We start from the raw sequence: 18146 nt of genomic DNA, 5'->3' as shown, positions 1-18146 counted from the left end.
TTACAAATGTTTCACACGGTCTTTTTCTTCCGCCCGTTTGGCAGAGTTCCAAGAACTCAGGTCGCCCGTCAGATAACCCGTGATACGACGCATGCGGAGAATACTTTCACTTTGGCAAACCGGACATTTGTCGAAAATCACCCCTTTGTAGCCGCAGTTGTGGCAAGTATCTACCGGATGATTGATAGAACCATAACCGATTCCCTCGTCATGCATCACTTTCACGATTTTGGCGATGGCACGCACATTCTTCTGCGCTTCCCCGTCCAGCTCCACATACGTGATATGTCCGCCACGGGTGATGGCGTGGAAAGGAGCTTCACGTTTGATTTTCTCAACGATGCTAATCGGCTCTTTCACGTCTACGTGGAATGAGTTTACATAATAATCACGGTCTGTCACTCCGGGGATTTTTCCGTATTTCCGGCGGTCCATCTTCGTGAAACGTCCTGAAAGTCCTTCGGCGGGAGTAGCCAGTACCGAATAATTCAAGTTATATTTCGCCTTGTATTCATCCACTACCTTATTCATTTCCATCACAGCTTCATACAGCGTGTCCCATGCCTTCTGGCTGTGACCGTGACCTTTGCCGTAAAGAGCCACCATCGCATTGTGCCCGCCGATAAAGCCGATTCCCAGCGTACCGCTGCGCAATACATCGCCTACCTGCTCGTTCGGATTCAGTTCGGCACCGCCTTTCCACACGTTATTCCCCATCATGAACGGGAACTGGCGTGCCAGTGCCGTGCGCTGGTATTGGTAACGTTCGTAAAGCTGGTCGGCTACCAAAGCAGCCATATTGTGTACGGATTCGATGAAAATCTCTTTCGCTTTTTGCTCGATGGCATCCGTGTTGCGTTCATCCTCTATTAAGTTTTCAGCCTTAATGCGGGCTTCGATAGCCAATCTCGGCATATTCAGCGTAGTGAAAGAAAGATTACCGCGTCCCAAAGACGATTTTTCTCCCGCCACATTCTCAAACACACGTGTACGGCAACCCATTGTCGCCAATTCGTAGATATAACGTTTCGGGTCGTCCGCTTTCCATTTCTCGTTCGTGTTGAAAGGCGTATCAAGGAACATGAAGTTCGGGAACAACGCCTTCGCGGTAGTCTGGCAAGCTTTCAGCAACAAGTCGAAGTTCGGAGCTTCGTAACGGTCTTTCATCGCGTCTTCTATATTCTCCGCTTTCATCGCTTTCTCAAAGTCCTTTTCCGAGTAAGACACCCCGTCCTTCACCTTGAATATCTGAATCGGGAATACAGGCACTTCTCCCCGTGTACCCAAGCCCTCGATGGTAGCTTTCAGCAATTCCTCAATCACCATCCGCCCTTCTGCAGAAGTGTCCGTACCGTAATTGATAGAACTGAACACCACCTGGTTACCTCCGCGTGAGTGCATCGTGTTCAGGTTGTGGATAAACCCTTCCATCGCCTGATGTGTATCCTTGCGGGTCTGCTGGTATGCTTTCTCCGTGATGCGTGCCAGATGTTCCTTATCTATAATGATTTGCAGGGCTATCAAAGCGATACGCAACGTTTCGCGCTCTGCCTCGGTAGATTTGATAGACGGCAGATACTCCTTAATCAACGTACGGATTGCCTTCTCGTCCGCCTGGCTGCCGTTCTCCATCGCCACATAGAAGTTGATGAACGAAGCCATATGCTTACGGAAAGACTTCGCCACTCCTTTCGCCATGAAGAAGTCGAAAGCGGGAATCGCCTGTCCGCCGTGCTGCTCGTTTTGGTTAGTCTGGAAAATGATAGTAGCCAGCGTCGCGTAGCTCTGAATACTTTGCGGGGTACGGATGCTGCCGTTCTTTGTGCGGAAGCCTCGTTCAAAGAGGTCGTCCATGTCATATTGGATGCAAGTCGTCGTCTTGGTCGGATAATAATCCAAGTCATGGATATGAATGTCGCCCAACTGGTGCGCTTCGGCAAAACGCTTCGGCAACAGATATTTATAAGTATAATCTTTGGTCACTTCGGATGCAAAAGTCATCATCTGTCCGGCAGGGGTGTGGCTGCTCATGTTGGCGTTGCTCAGGTTGACGTCGTTCTTGTCAATGGCAACGATACCGTCCATCACGTGCTTCATCTGGGTTTTCTTGTCCCGTTCCGTATTCCGCCATTCGCGATAGATGATATACTTCTTCGCTACTTCCGGCCTAACCTTCATTAATGCCTTTTCCACTAAATCCTGAATCTCCTCTACGGTAATCGTAGGAGTGGCAAACTGACTGATTACATTCATCGTGATGTCAGCCACCAACTGCTGCTCATCCTGAATCCCCGTTGCACTGAATGCCTTGCTGATTGCATTCTTAATCTTACTGATAGAGAAATCTTCTCTTTTACCATCACGTTTGATGATACAAATTTCCGCGTAGTTCATAACTTTAACTCCCGAAAGTGATTAATAATATGTTTATTCGATTCCGGCAGGTCTTCTGACTTATCCCTCCCTCGCAGCGCCTTCCCACACCTACCGGTGCAGTGACATAGTGTGCGGATTCACAGAGAATTACAGCAGCGGGTACTGTCGCCGATTTGCACAGCGTTCCCTCATTGACTAAACCTCTTTTTAGCTCCGAAAACGGATACAAAGATAGAAGATAATCCAATACATCGGTTAGCTTTTAACATTAAATTTCGGGAAACTTTTCTTTCTCGCTGATACAGAAAGTTTTCCGTTTTGGAAAACTTTTAAGAAAATACTTTTGTGGGAATTTCTCTATTTTGCTCTTAAGGAAAGGACTAAAAAAACTCTGTTTTTTAGATGGGTGGCTGATAGGCGATTTTTATTCCGCTACGATAACCTCAATGTCATAACCTATGAACAGTCCGCTCTCTATGACGCCGGTGATTTTCTTCAGCCGTTCTTCGAGAGAATCGTCAATGAAGCTGAAGCGGGTGTCGAGGATGAAGTTACCGTTTTCTGTAAAGATTGGTCCGTCTTTTCCGTGGGCGGGGCGTAGAATGATTTCCGATGCGCCTAGGTGTTGCAATTCGCTTTCCACATAAGCCAGTGAATCGGGAAAGATTTCTACGGGAACGGGGAATTTGCTTCCCAGTCGGTCGACCCGTTTGCCGGGGTCGATGATGATGAATGTTTTGCGGCTGCTCCGGATGAGCAGTTTCTCTTTGAACATGGCTCCGCCACGACCTTTTATCAGGTTCTGCTGCGGGTCTACTTCGTCCGTTCCGTCGAAAGTCCAGTCGGGACGTTTGTTCCAGAGGGTGGTTTGGGGGATGCCTAGCTGTATGCAGGTCATGGAGATTTCTTTGGAAGCGGGGATGACTTCGATATGTAGGTGCTCTTCGAGAATCCGCTGTGCCAGTTCGAACAGTGTCAGGTAGACGGTGGATCCGGAACCGGCTCCGATGGTTTCCCCGTCTTTGGCTATTGCGGCAATCTCGCGGGCTACGTGTTCTTTCGCTTCATGGTTGATAATGGTGTCCGACCATTGAAGGTGCTTTATCAGATAATTTTCCCAGTCCATTGAAATTATTCTTTATTTGGTAGTATAAATATAACGGATAATGGAGCTTTTTTGTTTCTTCTATAATTCCCTTAATTACTTTGGCTATTCTTATGGTGGAGAATCTTCTTTGCTTGTGGATAAATTAGTACCTTTGCAAAAATAGCAAGTGAATATGAGTAAACTTTTAAAGATAGATAAAGAATATACAGAGTGGATAAGCGAACTTAGCTTACGTTTTAGAAAGAGCCAAATAAAGGCTGCGGTAAAGGTGAACTCAGAAATGCTTCATTTTTATTGGTCCCTTGGCGGAGATATTGTTACTAAAAAAGCTGAAAGTAAATGGGGGAATGGCTTTTATAAGGGACTTAGTCAGGATTTGCAAGCCATATTTCCTGATGTAAAAGGTTTCTCGGTTCGTAATCTGCAATATATGAAGCAGATGTATACTGTGTTTTCTAGGGAGATTGCAATTGCGCCACATCTTGTGGCACAAACTGTTGATTCATTGAAAGACGAAATCACGCCACAAGATGTGGCGCAATTTGTAAAGGACACCGTCTGTTGTATTCCGTGGGGACATATACGCTTTATTCTTGACAAGAAATATGACTCACAGAAATCTTTTTTCTTTGTGCAGCAAACAATAGAAAAAGGTTGGTCGCGGGCACTTCTACTTAATTTCCTTGATACGGATTTGTATGAGCGGCAAGGTAAACCCATCACTAATTTTAGAAACACTTTACCGGCGGTGGAAAGTGATTTAGCGCAGGAAATAACTAGAGATCCCTATAATTTTGATTTCGTTGGTATTACGAGCAAATATAATGAGAAAGAGTTGAAAGATGCATTGATAAAGAATATTGAAAAGTTTCTTATGGAACTCGGGACGGGATTTGCCTATATGGGGCGGGAGTATCGTCTGGTAATTGGTGAAACCGAACAATTTTTTGATATGCTTTTTTATAATGTCGATGTTCATAGCTATGTTGTCATAGAATTATTATGTTGTGCACAACATAACAACTCATATGTTGCATAGCCATTTATGTTGGCTTCCAACTCTAATCCTTTGTATATAAACAATCTCTTCATTTTCTACACAACATAAATTTAGCTACAAAAAAAGCTAAAAGTCTCCATTTGACCAAACTACTTGCTCTAAAAAGCATATAACTCGCCTTAATTCTTCATATTTAGGAAACAACCTAAGTATTAACCTCAAAAAGAAGAATTATGCTTGAAACACTCATTCGACGCAAATGGTACTTGCAAAAGCACCTCGACGCCCCTTTATTGAAGGAACGTGAAAACTATCTTGCTTTCATGGCTGAAAAGCGCAACTACAGCCATAATTATCTGCTCTCTTTGGCAGATTATCTACTACTGATAGTCACAAGCCTCAAGCTTGAAGATGGCTTCTCTGAACAGGTCCCTATCAGCAGCATCAAGGATGCCGCCATCACATGGTCAAAGACAAAAAAGAACCATCCGATGAAGAAAAAGGACAACGCTCCCGGCAGTGTTCGAAAATATATGGATATTGCTTTTTTATGGCTTGCCTACATAGGCAAATTAGATGGCATCTATACAAATAATGCTATTATTTTGAACCGCCTTTTTACCCGTAAACATCATAAGTTACGTTATCTCACCTATCCTTTGTTGAAAGAACGGGCTGAGTATCTTCAAATATGGGAAGACAAAGGTGGGGCTACACAAACACTACGGGATATAGCCGCATACCAACTTCATTTAATTGACTATCTGCATGTTGAGGACGGACGTATGGTCAGTATTGAGGATATCCGAGAATCCGCTGACAGTTGGATGACTGTACAGAAACCCGGAGTAAGAAATGCATCCGGGAAATACGCCAGAAGACGTTTTATATCATATACTACCAGTTGGTTATCTTATATGGGTCAGCTTATATGTGAAGATGATGCGTTTCCCTTTAAAGAACATGTGATGGAATATCTTGATTGGCTGGAACAAAACAAGGGCTATTCTTCAAGCACCACCGAAGGCAGATACAGTCAGCTCAAAACGATGATGCTGAACTTAAAAGTCGACGGATTGAAAGATATAACGTCTTCAGTTCTTGATGACTATATACGTAAGAGACATGATGAGGACGGTTGTAACAGAAGAACGATAGCCGATACCGTCACTGTCCTTCGTGGATTTTTCAGATACGCAGAAAAAAAAGGTCTGTGTAATCCCGGACTTGTGTATAGCTTAAAAGCCCCGAGAGTATATGCCCATGAAAACCTGCCTTCGTTTGTCCCTTGGGAGACAGTTCAAGATATCCTGCAATCCAAAAAGGATGCCGCCGGGACAGGTGTCAGGGATTATGCCATATTGCTTCTTTTGACTGTCTATGGCCTTCGTTGCAGTGAGGTGACAAACATGAAGTTGAAAGATATAGACTGGCGGAATGAAACGCTGTATTTAAGACGGGCCAAGAACTGCAGGCCACAAGTGCTACCTTTGCTTCCCATCGTTGGCGATGCCATTATCAGATACATCAAAGAGGCACGCTTTAATAAAAGCGGAAACGAATACCTCTTTTTATGCAGACGTGCCCCTCATGAACAGCTTTCCACTTCGACTATATACAAGCTGGTCAGGGACGAACTGAAAGGCAAAGGACTGGAGTTGCGCCATTACGGGCCGCACAGCCTGCGTCATACTTGTGCCACACGCCTTATCAACACCGGGCATTCCTTGAAAGAAATCGCAGATTTGCTGGGGCACATCGGGCTTGATACCACACGCATATATGCCAAAGTCGACATTAAGAACTTACGTAAGGTTGCTGACATGGATTGGGAGGGCTTGCTATGAAACTGAATGAAATGACAGAACTTTATATAAGTTACAGACGGGCTTTGGGAGAAAAGTTCAAGACAAACGCGCAAGCATTGCGTTCTTTTATGAAGCATATCGGTGGCGATACGAATCCGGCGGAACTGACAGTAGGACAGGTCGAACCCTATTTATATTATCCCACAGGAACGGTCACTGCCGGCTGGTTCATAAGGCACACAGCCTTAAAGGGCATGTTCCAATGGGCCATGTCACGGGGTATAATGAACAATGTACCCCTTCCCGCAGACTTGCCCAAGCGTTTGGAGCACATGACACCTTATATTTATAGCAAACCGGAACTGCAACGGTTGTTCCGCTCAGCCATGGAATATCAGAAAAACCGGAGTAAAATCCATCCTGAATGCATGAAGATGATACTGCAACTGACCTATTTTCTTGGATTGAGGCTCCACGAAACGATGTCTTTGAGAATAAGAGACCTGAACCAACCGGATTTGTATGTGCATATACGAGAATCGAAATTTTACAAGTCACGGATTGTCACATACAACCATAAGGTTGGAGAGTTGATTGATACTTTTTTGAAATGGAGAGAGAAACAAGGCATGTGCTGCGTACCCGAAAGCAAACTCTTTTTAGATAAGAAAGGCTTGGACATGCATATAGACACCGTGAGAGGTGCTTTTGAAAGAATCAGGGAACATGCCGGTATCTCCCGTTCGGATAAATCCCCCTTTCAGCCAAGATTACATGACCTGAGGCACACCTTCGCCGTCCATCGGCTTACTTCATGGTATAGGGAGAATCAGGACGTCCAACAGTTGCTCCCTGTGTTGAGCACATATCTTGGACATACACATTTATCCCATACGTCAGTCTACCTGACCATGACCGATGGACTGCTGGGAGAAGCAAACAACCGTTTTGAATCATACATAAAACAAGGAAAAGATGAATGAAGAAAATAAGTTTTATGCCGGATACTGGATACGAAGGTTTCTTTGTGAATATCTGACAAATATACGTAACCTGTCTGCCAATACGCTTAAATCGTACCGGGATGCGATCAGATTGCTGATGCCTTTTATTGCCAAGTGTGTGAAAAAAGAAGTGGACAAGATACTCCTTACTGATATTACAGATACCAGGGTTGCCAACTTCCTGGAAAGTCTTGAAAAAGACAGGTCATGTTCAATCAAGACCAGAAATATCAGACTGGCTGCTTTTTGTTCTCTTGCAAAGTATGTATCCGCCAACAGTCCGGAGCATATAGAATGGAGTCGAAATATAAGAAACATACCTGTCAAAAAGACCAGGAGGACTTTGATAACGTACCTTGAAAAAGAGGAAATGAATGCACTACTGGACGCACCAGATAAAAGTACAAGCCAAGGGTGGAGAGATTATGCCCTCTTACTTTTTTTGTATAATACGGGAGCGCGGGCAGAAGAAGCTGCTACTTTATTGATAAGGGATTTATCCCTACCCAAGAAAAAGGGCTTGGCTGTAGTGACTATAACGGGCAAGGGAAATAAAACAAGAAGATGTCCATTATGGCAACATACCCGTGAGGCACTATCTTCCATTATCAAAAACAGAACAGAGGATGACCATGTCTTTTTAAACCGAGTTGGACAACCAATAACCCGCTTTGGCATCTATGAGATGGTAACCCGTTATGCAGAAAAGATAGAAGATAAGATGCCTACAATTAAAAAGAAACGCGTCAGTCCGCATACAATCAGACATACAACCGCAACCCATCTACTCCAATCAGGTGTTGATATCAATACTATCAGAGCTTGGCTTGGGCATGTATCCATTAATACGACCAATATTTATGCTGAAGTTAATATGGAAATGAAGGCGAAAGCGTTGTCAAATTGTGAAATAGAGAAGAAGTATAAAGTGAAAAGCCATTGGAAGGACGATAAAAAACTAATGGATTTTTTGGATAGTCTGTGATATTATGCCAACTTTGCGTAGAAATTTATGTTGTGTAGAAAATGAAGAGATTGTTTATATACAAAGGATTAGAGTTGGAAGCCAACATAAATGGCTATGCAACATATGAAGTGAAGACAACTAAGTTTGAACCGGCATTTCTTGGACAGCTTGGCTCTTACGTAGTTGCAGTAGACCATATAATGAGAAAAGATGGGGATAATAAAACAATTGGATTGCTGATTTGCAAAACAAAAGATGATGTTTTCGCAAGATATTCGTTAGAAGCTTCCAGCCAACCCATCGGTATTTCGGAATATGAATTATCCAAAATCTTTCCGGAAGATTTTAAGAGCAGCTTGCCAAGCATTGAAGAAATAGAGGACCAACTTAAATAAAAAACCTAGGTCTTACGCTTGGAAAGCTTAAATTGTATTCGTTAATTTTTAACCTAACAGCGTTAAATGTTAACGAACCTCTGTATTCTATTAAACCGTGTTATAAATCGTCCTGCGTCGCCCCGAAAATTTGGAGATATGCCGAAAGTCCGTATCTTTGTACTGTGTTTTTCATAGTATTAGATTTAAGGTTAACAAAGATTGGCTGTCTGGGATAGATAGCCTTTTTTTTGTCCCTACCCCTCATTACAGTATCAGCCAGATTGCAATGATATGTCCTATGCTCCCGCCCAGGCAGAACAGGTGGAACGTGGCATGCATATAAGGCTTGCGTAATGAGTAAAATACAGCTCCCACAATATAGGAACCTCCACCGCCTATCAGCCACCAGAAAGCGGGAGTGGCTCCTGCCATCTCCAACTGGTCCAGCAAAGGTTTCAAGGCAACCAGTATCGAAGCGCCCATGCCCACATAACAGACCGTTTCGAGATTGCTGTGCTCTTTCAGCTTTTTAAAGCTGAGAATGAAACCGACAACAGCCGACAACCATACGAAAGAGAAAATTCCCCATCCCCATCCGCCTGCATGCCGCAGTGTGAGCAGCGTGAAAGGCGTGTAAGTACCTGCAATATGCAGATAGATAGCACCGTGGTCGAACTTGCGGAGCAACTCTTTCACTCTCCCCGGACGACTGCCGTGATACCACGTGGAACTGACATAAGACGAAAGCATCCCTGCCAGATAGACAATGACGCAAGGTACTGCCCATTGCGCTTCGACGTTCACGGAAGCCTTTTCCAACAAGAAATATCCGGCTACGACTCCCAACAGGATGCCTGCTCCATGACTGAGCGTATTCGCCCATTCTTCTATATTATTGTATCTTTTGTTTTCCAACGTTCTCCTTTTTTTGAAGTATTGAGTCGCAAAGATACTTTATTTTCCGTAACGAATTATCTCACTTATTCCTTTTTTAGAATGATTTTGCCACTATATTGCCCTGCCACCAGTTTACGGAAGCCGATGAATGTCTCGTATTCATCGGGAGCATAAATCCCTTTCGGCATGAATAAACGATGAACGATATGTATCTCCCTGTCCTTCACCTCGACACTGGAGTGGAAACTCCCGAATTTGCCCGTCACGTCAATCGGTTTCGGAAGACCTTCGATGGCATATCCTTCCGGCAAGCGGATACAGATGCTGTCCGTGTCCGAATAGCCGTAGTTGATATGGATAGGATACGTGCGCTTCGTGACGGAAGGGACGCTGAACCCTTTTCTGAAAATGTTGGCGGGGACGAACAGGCGGTTTCCCGTCTTATGCCCGTATTGGTTGCTGTTGACGGAATAGTCGAAGGTGATGGACGGGGCTGCCTCTTTGCACTCCTTTATTTGCAGGTTCAGGATATCCGCCTGAGACAGGTTGATGTCCGAGCGGATGCGGTCTTTCTGCTTGTTGGGTGGCAGGTACACGATGCCCGCTTCGTCTTCGTATTGGAACAGGCGGGACACTTCGTTGACCGATATTTTCGCTTCCGCCGTGGGGGAGAGGGTGACGTCGGCGATGATGCATTGCGTATTCAGCGAATCGGGATAAGTGGGCAGACGGTGTATCCTGCCGCCTCCCGGTTCTATCAATAGGGCGTCGTGCCCGGCAATGCTCTGGTGGACGTAGCCGAAAGGAAGCTGCGGATTGGTACATTCTAGCCAGAGCGTATCCTGCGGAAGCGGGACTTGCAGAATGACGTGGTTCATCTGGTTGGCGCTCGAAAAGTCGGGGAGCAACCGTTCGTTGGTGGTGCTGATGACTGTGTAAGTAGAGGGGATACCCAGTTCTTTCAGCATGGCGCGGACGTAGTTGGACAAGCCTTTGCAATCGCCGAACCCCGTGCAGCAGACGTCCGTGGCGGCGATAGGCTGCAAGCCGCCGATACCTAACTGGATACTGACGTAGCGGGTGGTCTTGGCGAGATAGTCGTAGACGGCTTTCACTTTCTCCCGGTCGGTGGAACAGTGGGCAGTCAGTTCGTGCAGTTTGGCGCGGAAAGGGTCGGTGAGCTGGTCGCGTCCGTCGAGCAGTTGGTACTGCCATGCTCCGTACTTTTGCCAGGTACTTATGTCTCCTTCGGATTTGTCGTACTTGAAAGCCGAAGGGGCGAAATAGACGCGGGGGAATAATTCGGCGGAGCTTGGTCCGAAAGGTTCCCTGAGGATGGGAGACAGTCGGTGTGCGGTGGCTTCTATTACTTGCTGTCCTTCGGGGCCGGTGGATTCTTTCACTTCGATTCCTTTTCCTTGCGTGTTCAATTCACGATAGCGACAACCTTGTCCGGCGGGGAGCTCAATCCGGTAGGCGGCTTTCTCTACGCCCTGGTTGAAGCTCGTTTGCGGGACGAAGGTGGAGTAGCCGATTAGCCCGTTGTTGCATTTCATTTCCCATTCGTACTTCACCGTGAAGGGGAAGGAAGGGTAGTTGCACTCGTAATAATAGAAATAATCGTCCGTGGTGAGTGAGGAACTGTATTCGCTCTTTTGAAGGTCGGATTTCTTTATCTTGCGCACGGTCTGTCCCGAAGCGTTGATGATTTCCCCGGAGAATTTCTGTAAGGAACGGAACATGTCGCATCCGCAATAAAAGGTGGCGTCTTCCAGTCCTTTGCGGTTGAGTATGGTGATAGTCCGGCTTTCCTTTTCTACGGATTGGGTCATGGATTTGCAGAGGGTTTCTGTCCGGGCGTCCGTGACGACGGAATTGGCATCCTTCATCGTGTCTTGTGCGCGGGCGGGCGTTGCCTGAAGGCTCAGGCAAAAAACGACATAAGACAGGGTGGGTACTTTCTTTATGAAGTGCTTTATAGAGTTGGTTTGATTGGGATGTTTCATAATATATAAAGATTAAGCATTGTAAGTGCTGTGTCACATAGATGATAATTTTATATCTATATTTTCTTGAGTACCAATATTTCGTTGTTTTTCTCGGCAATCAGTTCCCAGAAGGATTTCACCAACTTATATTCGCTGGTGGGATAAAGCAACTCATGTTCAGTGAATGTGAGCCTCTCATGTCGAGGTTGAACAGGAAGTATTCGGGGATGGTGATGTCATATTGCGTGTGGATGACGGGGATGCTTCTCTGCGCTTCCCAGTGGTTGATGCTGTAATAGAAGTCGGAGTTGAGCTGGTATTTGTACTCGAATACGGTTCCCTCACGGACGGCGGGGATGGAGAATTTTATCTGCATATAGTTCTTGTTGAGCCTTTCTTCGAAGACGAGGTCGCGTTTCATCTTGGTGCGTACTATCTTGCCGTCTTCGAGGTTGTAGGCGGAAGCGTCGAGTTGGGTGATGTTTTCTTTCATGGTGCCGCCTGCTTTTTCTTTAGAATAATAAGGTATGATGATGTCCGCATAGGACGTGCCTTCGGATTTCAGTACCTTTATTTTTACCTCATAGGTGTACACGAGCCGGAAGTCATTGTTCAGCAGGTCGTAGCGGGCGTTGTTTCTGGTGTACAGTACGACGGCGGTTGCGGCGGTGTCCGGTGCGTAGGTGGTCATCTTCAGCTCTTCCTCGGTGGGTTTGCCGTATTTCATACTGGGTTTGATGACGTCTGTGTCTGTTTGCTGCGAGTAAACGGGCGACAGGAATTGGAATAGTAATGCGCAGAGAATGAATAGTTTTCCCATTGTTAGTGTGTTTTTTTTAGTACTATTCCCACAAAGATAAAAAAAATAGAGAAAGGTGGTACTCCTTTCTCTATTTTTTTATTTATCGGATGGATAAAATATTATACTAAGTGTCCAATCCACTCTTCACGGTCGCCCGGAAGAAGGTCGATGACCGGAACTTCCACCATAGTGTAGCATCCCGGCTGTTGTCTCATCGAAGCGCGTGCCACGCATACCAGTACCTGTGCGGTCAGTGCGGGGTTGTTGATGCGCATGTTAAATTCGAACAACTGGTTCTGCGTTTTTCCCGATACGCCTTTGCGAGTGAGATTTACACCGTGTCCCATGTCGAGCAGCGCGTCTACGCTCGGAACGAGTTTCACGTGTGTCTCGTCGTTCACGAAGTATGGGTCTGCCTTGATGGCGGCGGCTACTTCTTCAAATTTGTATCCGTCTTTCAGTTCGATGTACACCATGCGGCGGTGGATTCCCGTACCGGTGGGGATGGTCATGGAAAGGGCGGCTTTCACACCGTCGACGGCTTTCACGGCTACGGTGTGTCCCATGCTCATGCCCGGGCCGAAGTTGGTGTAAGTGATGCCTTTCGGGGCAATCGCTTCGAGCATCGTACGCACGATGGAGTCACTTCCCGGGTCCCAGCCTGCGGAGATGATGGATACGGCTTTGTGTTCTTTGGCGGTTGCGTCCAGTGTGCGGCGCAAATCGACGATGCCGGTGTGGATATCGAAACTGTCTACGGTATTGATGCCCATAGCCAGGTATTCTTTTGCATATTTCTCAACGCTGCGGGTGGGCGTGCAAAGAATTGCCACGTCTACGCCTTCCAGCTCTTTAATGTCCTTTACTACTGCGTAGTTTGCCAACTCTTCCGGTTTGTTCTCTGCTCCTGCACGACGAACGACTCCGGCTATTTCGAAATCAGGCGCTGCCTGCAACGCTTCAAGTACGTAGTGTCCAATGTTGCCATAACCGACGATGGCGGCTCTTACTTTTTTCATTCTTTTCTTGGTTTTATATGAACATTTTTCTTTGTTTCTGCCACAAAAGTAAACAAATTATTAGGAAGGATTGTTTACGGGCTGCATTATTTTTATTTTTTTTAGATTCGCTATGGATTGCGTGGAATACACCTTGTGCGTGCGTCAGATTTTAACCGTCGGGCTCTTAAAACGAATAATCTGTAGAAAACGGGATAATCTGTGGCGGGAAAGTTTTATCTTTGTTCCCATTATGATAGAATATATTAGAGGCGAGCTTGCCGAACTCAGTCCGGCAACCGCGGTAATCGACTGTAACGGGGTGGGGTATGCCGCCAATATATCCTTGAATACCTATTCGGCTATTCAAGGAAAAAAAACTTGTAAGTTGTATATTTACGAGGCGATTCGTGAGGACGCGTATGTGTTGTATGGCTTTGCCGAGAAGCAGGAGCGGGAGATTTTCCTGTTGCTGATTTCTGTTTCGGGCATCGGCGGGAATACGGCGCGTATGATTCTTTCCGCCCTTTCGCCTGCCGAACTGGTGAATGTAATCAGCACCGAGAACGCGAATATGCTGAAGACGGTGAAAGGTATCGGTCTGAAGACTGCGCAGCGTGTGATTGTCGACCTGAAGGACAAGATTAAGACGATGGGAATGTCTGCCTCGGGCGGCGTTGCCGGTGCGGGGGGCATGTTGCTGCAAGCTGCCAATGCGGAAGTGCAGGAAGAGGCTGTGGCTGCGTTGACGATGCTCGGTTTTGCCACTGCGCCTTCGCAGAAGGTGGTGTTGGCTATAATGAAGGAAGAGCCGGATGCTCCGGTGGAAAAGGTTATTAAACTGGCCTTGAAACGATTGTAATGATTGTAACGACTGTAACGATGAAGGAACAGAAGATTTATATGCGGGCATGGACTGAGATGCATGGTCGTGCGAAGGTGACGGCTACGGATGAGTGGTATCTTAATTTGGCAAATGAACTGTTGCCGTTGGTAGCGAACTCTTATATGTATAAAGGCAGGGAAATGGTGGAAGACCAGCGACGGGTGGCTTTGTCGTGTGCCCTGTATCTGGAAGATTGCGTGGCGGACGCGGGAAACTGGCGGGAGTTTATTCATTGGCATAAGGAGAATTACGGCCGTTATCTGCCGTTCTATCCGCTGTCTGAGGACTACTTGCCGGACGAAATCAACCGTGAGGACATCGCTTTTCTGCTGTGGGCTATCAATTCGCCGGTCGGTGATGATTTCGACTGGGTGGAGAATCCGATGGACGCGGATTTACTGGAGTTTGCGGGGGTGCTTTACGAACGCTTGGACGCTGTTTTTGAATCGGCTCCTATCAGCGAACACCTTGCTCCGGGCTGGATGATGGAAACGGAGTTGATGCGGAAGAAACGCGAACCTCTGCCGGCAGCTTTGCTGGGGGAGAAGATGCCGACCAATGTGGAACGCTTCTTTGAAGCGAGCAAAGGGGAGTCGCTCCTGTTTTTCGATTCGTATGACGCACTGAAATTCTTCTTTGTACATTCGTTGAAGTGGGAAGATGAGGAAGATGCTCTGTTGCCGGATTTGGCGGAGTTTGATAATTTCGTTGTTTACGGCAATCCGAAAGGGTTGTTGATAGGCCCTGATGTTGCCGAATTCTTTGCTGACGGGAATAATCCGCTTTATAATGCCGAAGCGGCTGAAGAAGGGGCGTATGAAATGTTCTGCGAAGAGGGTTTATGTCCGTTCGACTTGCTGAAGTATGGAATGGAACATAATCTGCTGCCGGATGCGCAGTTCCCGTTCGAGAATGGAAAGGCGCTGCTACAGGAGAATTGGGATTTTGTGGCTCGCTGGTTCTTGGGTGAGTTTTATGAAGGAGAATAAGAAGTAAGCTATGCCAATAAAAAAAAAGTAATAATCCTTTTGCCGGAAAGGCAAAGCCCGGAGTGGGGAAAAAGAAGAATTCCGGAAAACGGGTGGGTAAGTCGAAGCAGGAAAAGTCTAATAATCAGTTGAATAGAAGGGTGAAATAAGGCTGTGGCAGTCTACGCTCTTTTGGGTTGAGAGATTACACCGTTTTATGAGGACAGAGTACACCGTTTCTTTATATGAGGAAACGTCGTTTCTTCGGAACAGGGAATAGAGAACGTTATGATAGAGTTGACGGGAACAGTTGCTGATATGAAAAAATCGCAACTGTTCCCGTCAACTCTTTTATCTTTAGCCGAGGATGCTTCTTTTACTTGTCGGTTGCTGCTTCCTGCGCTTTCCGTTCTTTTTTCTTATTGATAAATTCGATTTTCAGATTGGCTTCTTCTTGTTCTTTCTTAATCTGCTGCATGGCGGAAAGAATTTGTGCCAACTCGTAGACAGATGCCGCAGCCTGACGGTCGGTCGGGCTCATGGTTGTTTTGTAGGCACGGTCACCGAGGTATTCTACGCGGAGATTCTTGTCTTTGTTGAGGTTGATGAATCCGATAACGTTTCCGTCTTCTCCCAGTTTGTAGTCCGCTTTCTCTATTTTTTCATTCATGTCGGTCGTTTCGTAGCTGTCTTTGGAAGCCGGAGTTTCGGCAAAGCTACCGTCGGGGGCAATCACTTTGACACCTATATGATGGATATTGCCTGCGCCGCAATAGATGGAAGTCATGCTCATGTTGCCCTGTTCGTCCACCTGAAAGCGGAGAAAGGAGCGGTGCATGTTCTTTTCGACGGTCTGTGCAGGGTGGAGATAATTGCCTACCTGTTGGTATTCAGCGTCCTTTTCAAGGATGAATTTGTCTTTGATGGCGTTGAACGCTTCGGTTTTTGCCTGGAAGGCGCTGTCGAGGTAAGCGAGTGTCTTCTGCTGTGCCTTTGTCTCTACATCGAGCATCAGTGCCTGTCCCGCTTTGCGTGCTTCGAAGGCTTTGGGGTAGAGGATTTTGATACTGTCGATTTGCGACTTGGCTTCTTCGTAGTCGCCACGTTCGTAGGCTGCCTTGGCAATTGCCAGTTTCTCATTGGCTTTTTTCTCAAGTCCGTTGCCGCAGGCAGCCAGTGCCAGCGTGCCGCAAAAGAGGATAATCAGTTTTTTCATTACAAGTTTTGTTTACTATTTTATTATTTACGGTTTACTATCCAGGACAGACGGCCTGTTTATGGTTCATTGTTCACTTATTAACGGCAAAAGTACAAATATATCCCTTATTTTTGTAATTTTGCACCCTCAAAACGTATAACTAAAAGGAATGATAGAGTTGACTCAAGAGGAATTGAAGCAGCAATTTAGCGAACCCATCTTCGGACAGATAGCCGAAACGGCGGATGCGCTCGGTTTGGAGTGCTATGTGGTAGGCGGTTATGTTCGCGATATTTTTCTGCAACGTCCCTCTAAAGATATAGATGTAGTAGTTGTAGGCAGTGGAATTGCAATGGCGGAAGCACTCGGCAAACGTCTGGGACGGGGTGCGCACGTTTCTGTTTTCAAGAATTTCGGAACGGCACAGGTTAAATATAAAGGTACGGAAGTGGAATTTGTCGGCGCACGCAAGGAGTCGTACCAGCGGGATTCGCGCAAGCCGATTGTTGAGGACGGTACGCTGGAAGACGACCAGAACCGTCGGGATTTCACTATCAACGCTCTTGCGGTTTGTCTCAATAAGGCGCGTTTCGGTGAACTGGTAGACCCGTTCGCCGGTTTGGATGATATGAAGGAGAAGACGATTCGTACTCCTCTCGACCCGGATATTACTTTTAGTGACGACCCGTTGCGCATGATGCGCTGCATCCGTTTTGCCACGCAGTTGGGCTTTTATATTGATGACGATACTTTCGACTCCCTTTGCCGCAACAAGGAACGGATTGAGATTATTTCCCGTGAGCGCATTGCGGACGAACTGAACAAGATTATTCTTTCGCCGATTCCCTCGAAAGGGTTTATCGACCTCGACCGTAGCGGGTTGCTGCCGTTGATTTTCCCGGAATTTGCAGCGTTGCAAGGGGTGGAGACACGGAACGGGCGTTCGCACAAGGATAATTTTTATCATACGCTTGAAGTGTTGGATAATATCAGCAAGAAGACTGATAATCTTTGGTTGCGTTGGGCGGCTCTGCTGCACGATATTGCCAAGCCTGTCACGAAACGGTGGGAGCCGAAGGCGGGATGGACGTTCCATAATCATAATTTCATTGGTGAGAAGATGATTCCGAATATCTTCCGGAAGATGAAGTTGCCGATGAATGAGAAGATGAAGTATGTGCAGAAGCTGGTCAGTCTGCATATGCGCCCTATTGTCATTGCGGATGATGTGGTGACGGACTCGGCGGTGCGTCGTTTGCTCTTTGAGGCGGGCGATGATATTGATGACTTGATGATGCTTTGCGAAGCGGATATTACTTCCAAGAATATGGAACGCAAGCAGCGTTTCCTGAATAATTTCCAGTTGGTACGTCAGAAGCTGAAAGACTTGGAAGAAAAAGACCGGGTACGTAATTTCCAACCGCCGGTGAGCGGAGAGGAGATTATGGAAATCTTCGGTTTGCAACCCTGTCGGGAAGTGGGTGTGCTGAAAAGCGCGATAAAGGATGCTATTCTGGACGGTGTGATTCCCAATGAATATGAAGCTGCCCATGCTTATCTGATGGAGCGGGCGAAGAAGATGGGGTTGGTGCCGGTGCGCTGATATAAGTTGATATAAAGGGTAGGGTTAAATAAAATCGACCTTATCTAAGAATATTATTCAGGCACGGATTTCACGGATTACACGGTAGCTAATCATTTGTGATGTGATTAACAAAAATCGTGAAATCCGTGTAATCCGTGCCTGAAATATAATAATCGCTTATCTT

The 18146-nt window shown here is 46.3% G+C and carries 15 protein-coding genes and 1 riboswitch; of the genes, 8 read left to right on the top strand and 7 right to left on the bottom strand.

Annotated elements, in window-relative coordinates; translation table 11 throughout:
* Both ACGHVY_RS14535 and rpiA read right to left on the bottom strand, forming a co-directional pair.
* Window positions 1-2394 carry an anaerobic ribonucleoside triphosphate reductase gene (locus ACGHVY_RS14535; protein WP_390599547.1) on the bottom strand — a complete coding sequence of 798 codons (2394 nt, stop codon included), beginning with the start codon at window positions 2392-2394 and terminating at the stop codon, window positions 1-3.
* 27 nt (window positions 2395-2421) lie between these two features.
* A riboswitch (cobalamin riboswitch) is annotated at window positions 2422-2609 on the bottom strand.
* Between the two features lie 191 nt (window positions 2610-2800).
* Window positions 2801-3502, bottom strand: coding sequence for a ribose 5-phosphate isomerase A (rpiA, locus tag ACGHVY_RS14530; protein ID WP_390599546.1), 702 nt, complete (start codon window positions 3500-3502; stop codon window positions 2801-2803).
* Window positions 3503-3656: 154 nt separating this feature from the next.
* On the opposite strand from rpiA, the gene ACGHVY_RS14525 reads away from it, so the two are divergent.
* The 5 genes from ACGHVY_RS14525 (at window position 3657) to ACGHVY_RS14505 (ending at window position 8658) form a co-directional block, all read left to right on the top strand.
* On the top strand, window positions 3657-4523 hold the full coding sequence (locus ACGHVY_RS14525) for a PDDEXK nuclease domain-containing protein (protein WP_390599545.1): 867 nt from the start codon (window positions 3657-3659) through the stop codon (window positions 4521-4523).
* Between the two features lie 194 nt (window positions 4524-4717).
* Window positions 4718-6331, top strand: coding sequence for a tyrosine-type recombinase/integrase (locus ACGHVY_RS14520; protein WP_390599544.1), 1614 nt, complete (start codon window positions 4718-4720; stop codon window positions 6329-6331).
* Entirely contained in the window at window positions 6328-7275 is a 948-nt protein-coding gene (locus ACGHVY_RS14515; protein WP_390599543.1) for a tyrosine-type recombinase/integrase, read from the top strand. Before ACGHVY_RS14520 ends, ACGHVY_RS14515 begins: the two co-directional genes overlap by 4 nt.
* The gene (locus ACGHVY_RS14510; protein ID WP_390599542.1) at window positions 7268-8281 is read left to right on the top strand and encodes a tyrosine-type recombinase/integrase; all 1014 of its coding nucleotides are present in this window, start codon (window positions 7268-7270) and stop codon (window positions 8279-8281) included. The genes ACGHVY_RS14515 and ACGHVY_RS14510 overlap by 8 nt, the downstream gene beginning before the upstream one ends.
* A gap of 41 nt (window positions 8282-8322) precedes the next feature.
* Window positions 8323-8658 carry a PDDEXK nuclease domain-containing protein gene (locus tag ACGHVY_RS14505; RefSeq protein WP_390599541.1) on the top strand — a complete coding sequence of 112 codons (336 nt, stop codon included), beginning with the start codon at window positions 8323-8325 and terminating at the stop codon, window positions 8656-8658.
* 246 nt (window positions 8659-8904) lie between these two features.
* On the opposite strand, the gene ACGHVY_RS14500 is transcribed toward ACGHVY_RS14505, so the two are convergent.
* The 4 genes from ACGHVY_RS14500 to ACGHVY_RS14485 all read right to left on the bottom strand — a co-directional run bounded on the left by ACGHVY_RS14500 (window position 8905) and on the right by ACGHVY_RS14485 (window position 13346).
* The gene (locus ACGHVY_RS14500) at window positions 8905-9555 is read right to left on the bottom strand and encodes a hemolysin III family protein (RefSeq protein WP_390599540.1); all 651 of its coding nucleotides are present in this window, start codon (window positions 9553-9555) and stop codon (window positions 8905-8907) included.
* 65 nt (window positions 9556-9620) lie between these two features.
* Window positions 9621-11543 (bottom strand): DUF3857 domain-containing protein, encoded by a 1923-nt coding sequence (locus ACGHVY_RS14495; RefSeq protein WP_390599539.1) that lies wholly within the window; start codon window positions 11541-11543, stop codon window positions 9621-9623.
* Between the two features lie 118 nt (window positions 11544-11661).
* Window positions 11662-12345, bottom strand: a complete 684-nt coding sequence (locus ACGHVY_RS14490) for a DUF3857 domain-containing protein (protein ID WP_390599538.1) — start codon at window positions 12343-12345, stop codon at window positions 11662-11664.
* Window positions 12346-12446: 101 nt separating this feature from the next.
* Window positions 12447-13346 carry a diaminopimelate dehydrogenase gene (locus ACGHVY_RS14485; RefSeq protein WP_390599537.1) on the bottom strand — a complete coding sequence of 300 codons (900 nt, stop codon included), beginning with the start codon at window positions 13344-13346 and terminating at the stop codon, window positions 12447-12449.
* 232 nt (window positions 13347-13578) lie between these two features.
* On the opposite strand from ACGHVY_RS14485, the gene ruvA reads away from it, so the two are divergent.
* Both ruvA and ACGHVY_RS14475 read left to right on the top strand, forming a co-directional pair.
* Complete coding sequence (gene ruvA, locus ACGHVY_RS14480) at window positions 13579-14187, top strand: Holliday junction branch migration protein RuvA (protein ID WP_390599536.1); 609 nt, start codon at window positions 13579-13581, stop codon at window positions 14185-14187.
* A 20-nt stretch (window positions 14188-14207) separates the two neighbouring features.
* Entirely contained in the window at window positions 14208-15200 is a 993-nt protein-coding gene (locus ACGHVY_RS14475; RefSeq protein ID WP_390599693.1) for a DUF3843 family protein, read from the top strand.
* A 355-nt stretch (window positions 15201-15555) separates the two neighbouring features.
* Here the strand turns inward: ACGHVY_RS14475 and ACGHVY_RS14470 are convergent, their stop codons facing one another.
* Entirely contained in the window at window positions 15556-16395 is an 840-nt protein-coding gene (locus tag ACGHVY_RS14470; RefSeq protein WP_390599535.1) for a hypothetical protein, read from the bottom strand.
* 151 nt (window positions 16396-16546) lie between these two features.
* On the opposite strand from ACGHVY_RS14470, the gene ACGHVY_RS14465 reads away from it, so the two are divergent.
* Entirely contained in the window at window positions 16547-17980 is a 1434-nt protein-coding gene (locus ACGHVY_RS14465) for a CCA tRNA nucleotidyltransferase (RefSeq protein WP_390599534.1), read from the top strand.
* Window positions 17981-18146: the final 166 nt, after the last annotated feature.

The organism is Bacteroides sp. f07 (assembly GCF_042854785.1).
In the GTDB taxonomy this organism is placed as follows: Bacteria; Bacteroidota; Bacteroidia; order Bacteroidales; family Bacteroidaceae; genus Bacteroides.
The sequence above is the reverse complement of the archived record's forward strand: the minus strand, read 5'-3'. Positions and strand labels throughout refer to the sequence as shown.

Excerpts from the sequence above, each read along its gene's own strand:
- ACGHVY_RS14520 (WP_390599544.1), top strand. The coding sequence starts at position 4,718 with ATGCTTGAAACACTCATTCGACGCAAATGGTACTTGCAAAAGCACCTC.
- ACGHVY_RS14535 (WP_390599547.1), bottom strand. The coding sequence starts at position 2,394 with ATGAACTACGCGGAAATTTGTATCATCAAACGTGATGGTAAAAGAGAA.
- ACGHVY_RS14505 (WP_390599541.1), top strand. The coding sequence starts at position 8,323 with ATGAAGAGATTGTTTATATACAAAGGATTAGAGTTGGAAGCCAACATA.
- ruvA (WP_390599536.1), top strand. The coding sequence starts at position 13,579 with ATGATAGAATATATTAGAGGCGAGCTTGCCGAACTCAGTCCGGCAACC.
- rpiA (WP_390599546.1), bottom strand. The coding sequence starts at position 3,502 with ATGGACTGGGAAAATTATCTGATAAAGCACCTTCAATGGTCGGACACC.
- ACGHVY_RS14470 (WP_390599535.1), bottom strand. The coding sequence starts at position 16,395 with ATGAAAAAACTGATTATCCTCTTTTGCGGCACGCTGGCACTGGCTGCC.
- ACGHVY_RS14485 (WP_390599537.1), bottom strand. The coding sequence starts at position 13,346 with ATGAAAAAAGTAAGAGCCGCCATCGTCGGTTATGGCAACATTGGACAC.
- ACGHVY_RS14465 (WP_390599534.1), top strand. The coding sequence starts at position 16,547 with ATGATAGAGTTGACTCAAGAGGAATTGAAGCAGCAATTTAGCGAACCC.
- ACGHVY_RS14515 (WP_390599543.1), top strand. The coding sequence starts at position 6,328 with ATGAAACTGAATGAAATGACAGAACTTTATATAAGTTACAGACGGGCT.
- ACGHVY_RS14475 (WP_390599693.1), top strand. The coding sequence starts at position 14,208 with ATGAAGGAACAGAAGATTTATATGCGGGCATGGACTGAGATGCATGGT.
- ACGHVY_RS14495 (WP_390599539.1), bottom strand. The coding sequence starts at position 11,543 with ATGAAACATCCCAATCAAACCAACTCTATAAAGCACTTCATAAAGAAA.
- ACGHVY_RS14510 (WP_390599542.1), top strand. The coding sequence starts at position 7,268 with ATGAATGAAGAAAATAAGTTTTATGCCGGATACTGGATACGAAGGTTT.
- ACGHVY_RS14490 (WP_390599538.1), bottom strand. The coding sequence starts at position 12,345 with ATGGGAAAACTATTCATTCTCTGCGCATTACTATTCCAATTCCTGTCG.
- ACGHVY_RS14525 (WP_390599545.1), top strand. The coding sequence starts at position 3,657 with ATGAGTAAACTTTTAAAGATAGATAAAGAATATACAGAGTGGATAAGC.